This is a genomic window from Methylobacterium sp. WL103, assembly GCF_008039885.1.
In the GTDB taxonomy this organism is placed as follows: domain Bacteria; phylum Pseudomonadota; class Alphaproteobacteria; order Rhizobiales; family Beijerinckiaceae; genus Methylobacterium; species Methylobacterium cerastii.
On the sequence record NZ_VRUX01000333.1, the window covers coordinates 1 to 4,807 of the forward strand.

The following is a 4,807-nucleotide window of genomic DNA, read 5'->3' on the forward strand; positions in this document are numbered from 1 at the left end:
GTGGCCCTGCACGGCGACGGGGCGCCCGGGCGCTTCGCAGTGAGCGGCCCCGACGTGACCCTCGATGCCGGCCACGGCCTGACGCTGGCGCTGATGCTGCACGAGCTCGCGACCAACGCCGCCAAGTACGGCGCGCTCTCCACCGCCGCCGGCCAGGTGGCGATCTCGTGGGAGGTCGCCGGACCGGAGCCGGAGGCGCGCCTGCGCTTCCGCTGGGAGGAGATCGGCGGCCCGCCCGTCGCGCCGCCGACGCGCTCCGGGTTCGGCACGCGCCTGATCGCCCGGAGCCTGAGCCACGATTTCGGCGGCGCGGTCTCCCTCGGCTTCCCGCCGACCGGTGCGGTGCTGACCCTGGAAGCGCCGCTCGCCTCGGTCGTCGCCGCCTGAGCGCGAGCTGGGGCGCCGGAGCGGTCTTTCCGCCCCCAAAAGTCGCCGGCCCGCTTGGTGCTTTTCGTCGCGCGTGCGAGTGAGCGCGCGTGCCCACGCTCCTCCTCTACGTCGCGGCCGGCCTCTGCGAGATCGCCGGATGCTTTGCCGCCTGGGCCTGGCTCCGGCTCGACCGATCGCCGCTCTGGCTGATTCCCGGCGCCGTGGCGCTCGGCCTGTTCGCGCTGCTCCTCACCCGCGTCGAGGCGGAGGGGGCCGGGCGCGCCTACGCCGCCTATGGCGGGGTCTACGTCGCGCTCTCCCTCGCCTGGCTCTGGCTGGTGGAGGGCCGCGTCCCGGACCGGTGGGATTGCGTCGGCGCGGGGATGTGCCTCGCCGGCGCGGGGCTGATCCTGTGGGGGCCGCGGGCCGCATGAGGCCGCGCCTTGACGGGGCGGACACCGGGGAATAGGCCCCGGGGCTGGTTTTCAAAGACAGTCTCCGCAGGCCTGATGACCGACAGCCCGACAGATCAACCCGTCGTTCTCCTGGTAGAAGACGACGGCCTTCTTCTGATGGAAGCCGCCGACACCCTCGCCGACGCGGGTTTCACGGTTCTCGAAGCGAGCCACGCGGACAAGGCCCTCAAGGTCCTGGAGAACCGGCACGACGTGCAGGTCCTGATGACCGATGTCGACATGCCGCAGGGCTCGATGGACGGCTTCGCCCTCGCCCGCCTCGTGGCCGACCGCTGGCCGACGATCCCGGTCCTCGTCGTGTCCGGCATGGGGACGCCCGGCCCCTACGACATGCCCGACGGCGCCCGCTTCATCCCGAAACCCTACGAGCCCAACACCCTGGTCCGAACCCTGCGCTCCTTCATCCACCGCGCCGCCTAGGGTCTTCCACCGAGCCCAGGGCCAGCGCTCGAAAGCGCCTGCCCTGTTCGTCTTCGGCCTTAATCGCCGGCGCCCGCCTCCGCGGGCTCGAGGCTTTCGCTCCGCGGGGCGCACTTCGCGCCCTGAAGCCGCCGGACGCGGCTTCGAACGATCGCCTTCCGCCGGTCGCAGCGCGGTTGCCCTGCCCCCGGTCGGCCGTGATAGGGCGAGGGTCCGAGGACCGAGCCCGATGACAGACACGCCGAAGACCCCCCGCTTCGCCACGCAGGCGATCCATGCCGGCGCGAGCCCCGACCCGGCCACCGGCGCGCGGGCGCAGCCGATCTACTTCACCAACGGCTTCGTGTTCGATTCCACCGAGCAGGCCGCCGACATCTTCAACATGCGCCGCACCGGGTTCTCGTACTCGCGCGGCTCGAACCCCACCGTCGCCGCCCTGGAGCGGCGCGTGGCCGCGCTCGAAGGCGCCAAGGCCGCCGTCGCCGTGTCCTCGGGGCAGTCGGCGCTGCTCCTCGTGATGCTGACCCTGATGAAGAGCGGCGACGCCTACGTCGCCTCGCCGCGGCTGTTCGGCGGCTCGCTCGGGCTGATGCGCCGGCTCGACGGGCGCTACGACCTCAAGCCGCTCTTCGCCAAGGGCCTGACGCCGGCCGACTTCGAGGCGGCGATCACCCCGGAGACACGGGCGATCATCTGCGAATCGATCGTCAACCCGTGCGCCACGGTGATGGACGTCGAAGGCATCGCGGCGGTGGCCCGGCGCCACGGGCTGCCGCTCGTCGTCGACAACACGCTGGCCTCGCCGGCCCTGATCCGGCCGATCGAGCACGGCGCCGACATCGTCGTGCACTCGACCTCGAAGTTCCTCGGCGGCTCCGGCCAGACCATCGGCGGAGTGATCTGCGACGCCGGCCGGTTCGACTGGGCGAAGACCGACCACTACAACCTGATCACCGGGGAATGGCCCGACTACGACGGCCTCGTCATCACCGAGCGCTTCCCCGACAACCCCTTCGCCGTCGCCTGCCGCCTGTTCGGCCTGCGCGACCTCGGCCCCGGGCTCTCGCCGATGAACGCCTTCCTGACGCTCACCGGCATCGAGACCCTGCCGCTCAGGATGGCGCGCCACTGCGCCAACGCGCGCACGGTCGCCGCCTACCTCAAGGATCATCCGGCGGTGGCCTGGGTGAGCTATCCCGGCCTGCCCGGGCAACCCGGCGAGGCGCTGGCGCGGCGCTACGTGCCGCAGGGGCCGGGTGCGATCTTCACCTTCGCCCTGAAGGGCGGCGAGCCGGCGGCGCTCAAGTTCATCACCAGCCTGGAGCTGATCTCGCACCTGGTGAACATCGGCGAGATCAAGTCGCTGGCGATCCATCCCGCCACGACGACCCACCGCCAGCTGCCGAAGGACGAGAAGGAGGCGGCCTGCGTCGGCCCCGACACCGTCCGCCTGTCGATCGGCCTGGAAAACGTCGAGGACCTGGTCGCGGACATCGAGCAGGCCCTGGCCCAGGTCGGCTGAGCGCCGCGTCGCAAGCCCTCGAATCCCACCCCCACACCTCATCCTGAGGCGCTTTCGCGAAGCGGAAGCCTCGAAGGAGCCCTCCAAGATCGCGCGACCGCTGGAGGGCTCCTTCGAGGCCGCTGAGGCGGCACCTCAGGATGAGGGGGTGGGTGGGACCGAGGGGAACGTCGGTGACCGCCGGTCAGGCTCGATCGATGTCGGATCGGCCCTCAGACCATGCCGAGCGCCTGCATGTAGAGCTCGAGGATCGCTTCCTCCTCCTGGCGCTCGCTGTGGTCCTTCTTGCGCATGCGCAGGATGGTGCGGACCGCCTTCACGTCGAAGCCGCGGCCCTTCAGCTCGGCCATCACTTCCTTGATGTCGCCGGCGATGCCGCTCTTCTCCTCTTCGAGGCGCTCGATGCGCTCGATGAACGCCCGCAGCTCGTCGGCGGCCACGCCCTCGGATGATGACACGTCGCCGGGGGTCGGCATGGCATGCGCGTTCATGGTTCTCTCCTGTCCTGCCCGGTTCGTAGGGGAGTAAACTTACCGGGAGCTTAGCCGGGACCGCCCGCGCCGCCCCGTCGCGGCACGGTCAGTGCGGCTCCGCCGCAGCCTTGGCGAAGGCGGCCTGCTGCTCGGGGCTGGCCTCGGTCTGGTACTTCGCCTTCCACTCGGGGAACGGCATGCCGTAGACGCGCTCGCGGGCCTCGTCCTTGGTCAGGCCGAGCCCTTCGGCGTCGGCGGCGTCCTTCATCCAGTTCGACAGGCAGTTCCTGCAGAAGCCGGCGAGGTTCATCATGTCGATGTTCTGGACGTCGGTGCGCGCCTGGAGATGCGCCACCAGGCGCCGGTAGACCGCCGCCTCCAACTCGGTCTGGGTCTTCGGATCGATCTCGGTCATCGGTCTCTCGCGCGCTGTCTCTCGCAACTCCGCCCGAGGTCGGGGCGGGCGGCGCGCGAGTCAAGCGCGCGGCGTCATCAAGGGCCGCAGAAGCCGGGCGAAGCGCCGGGCCCACGCCTCCTGCCCGGCTTCCTCGGCGATGAGGTCCTGGCGGATCTCGACCAGCGCGTTGGCCAGCCCCCGCGCGGTGGCGTGGCGGTCGATGGTGTCGCCCGGCAGGCCGCCGCCGTAGGGCTCGTTGTCGCCCACCGTCAGGCCGGCCGGGTCTGCGCGCAGGCCCGCGATCAGCGGGGCGCTCAGGCGCTCGTCCCGGTCGTAGAGGATGCCGACCTCCCAGGGCCGGGCGACGCCGCGCCAGAACGGGGTGAAGCTGTGCATCGTCAGGATCGTCGGCGGCCCGGCGGCCTCCTCCGCCGCCGCCACCGCGGCGTCGATCGCCCGGTCGAACGGATCGTAGAAGCGGGCGATCCGCGCCTGCTTGCCGGCCTCGTCGATCCGGGCGTTGCCCGGCACCACCGCCCCGTCCGACAGGCGCATCACCAGCGTCGGGTCGGCGCGCCCCCGATTCGGGTCGATGATCAATCGCGAAAAGTTCGTGAGGATCGCCGGGGCGCCGAGCAGCGCTGCGAGCCGCCGCGTCACGCCCGCCGCGCCGATGTCGTAGGCGATGTGGCGGCGGAATTCGCCCTCCGGCACCCCGAGCGCGATGTCGTCGGGCACGTGGTTCGAGGCGTGGTCGCAGACTAGGACCAGGCCGCAGGCGGGGTCGCCGGGGATCGTCTCGACGGGATGGGGCGGGTGTGTCTCAAGGCTGTGGGACAGGGGCACGGGTCCGGTTCGGTTCGCGGAGGCTGCGAGGCCTTGCCGTCGCGGCGAGCCTCGGGCAGAGCACGTATCAAGGATCGTGCGTTCACGGCAAGAAACGGGCGAGGCAAGAAACAGGCCCGTCGCCCAAAAAGCCCGTCGCCCCTGCCCGCCCCCGCGGGTCGAGAAGGCGAGGACCGCACGAACGAGGAAACGACGCGCGAGAACCCGACCGATGACGCCTGAGATCGACCCCGCCACGCGCGCCCTGCGGACCCTGCTCGACGGCTTCCTGGCCGCGGCGATCAAGGCCGCCCACCCCGATACC

General features: G+C 71.4%; 7 protein-coding genes. 4 read left to right on the forward strand and 3 right to left on the reverse strand.

Annotated elements, in window-relative coordinates; genetic code table 11:
* From FV222_RS17665 to FV222_RS17680, 4 genes are all read left to right on the forward strand, one after another.
* Positions 1-387: sensor histidine kinase (locus tag FV222_RS17665; RefSeq protein ID WP_147815290.1), on the forward strand; the 387-nt coding region annotated here is incomplete at its 5' end.
* An 89-nt stretch (positions 388-476) separates the two neighbouring features.
* On the forward strand, positions 477-803 hold the full coding sequence (locus FV222_RS17670; RefSeq protein WP_147764882.1) for a YnfA family protein: 327 nt from the start codon (positions 477-479) through the stop codon (positions 801-803).
* Positions 804-878: 75 nt separating this feature from the next.
* The gene (locus FV222_RS17675) at positions 879-1,265 is read left to right on the forward strand and encodes a response regulator (protein WP_147751161.1); all 387 of its coding nucleotides are present in this window, start codon (positions 879-881) and stop codon (positions 1,263-1,265) included.
* Positions 1,266-1,494: 229 nt separating this feature from the next.
* A complete protein-coding gene (locus tag FV222_RS17680; protein WP_147764881.1) occupies positions 1,495-2,787 on the forward strand; it encodes an aminotransferase class I/II-fold pyridoxal phosphate-dependent enzyme in 1,293 nt (430 codons plus the stop codon).
* A 212-nt stretch (positions 2,788-2,999) separates the two neighbouring features.
* On the opposite strand, the gene FV222_RS17685 is transcribed toward FV222_RS17680, so the two are convergent.
* The 3 genes from FV222_RS17685 to FV222_RS17695 form a co-directional block, all read right to left on the reverse strand.
* A complete protein-coding gene (locus tag FV222_RS17685) occupies positions 3,000-3,278 on the reverse strand; it encodes a DUF2312 domain-containing protein (protein ID WP_147727302.1) in 279 nt (92 codons plus the stop codon).
* Between the two features lie 88 nt (positions 3,279-3,366).
* A complete protein-coding gene (locus tag FV222_RS17690; RefSeq protein WP_147765398.1) occupies positions 3,367-3,675 on the reverse strand; it encodes a DUF1244 domain-containing protein in 309 nt (102 codons plus the stop codon).
* 60 nt (positions 3,676-3,735) lie between these two features.
* Positions 3,736-4,503, reverse strand: coding sequence for an N-formylglutamate amidohydrolase (locus tag FV222_RS17695; protein ID WP_147815291.1), 768 nt, complete (start codon positions 4,501-4,503; stop codon positions 3,736-3,738).
* Positions 4,504-4,807: the final 304 nt, after the last annotated feature.

Excerpts from the sequence above, each read along its gene's own strand:
- FV222_RS17690 (WP_147765398.1), bottom strand. The coding sequence starts at position 3,675 with ATGACCGAGATCGATCCGAAGACCCAGACCGAGTTGGAGGCGGCGGTC.
- FV222_RS17675 (WP_147751161.1), top strand. The coding sequence starts at position 879 with ATGACCGACAGCCCGACAGATCAACCCGTCGTTCTCCTGGTAGAAGAC.
- FV222_RS17685 (WP_147727302.1), bottom strand. The coding sequence starts at position 3,278 with ATGAACGCGCATGCCATGCCGACCCCCGGCGACGTGTCATCATCCGAG.
- FV222_RS17680 (WP_147764881.1), top strand. The coding sequence starts at position 1,495 with ATGACAGACACGCCGAAGACCCCCCGCTTCGCCACGCAGGCGATCCAT.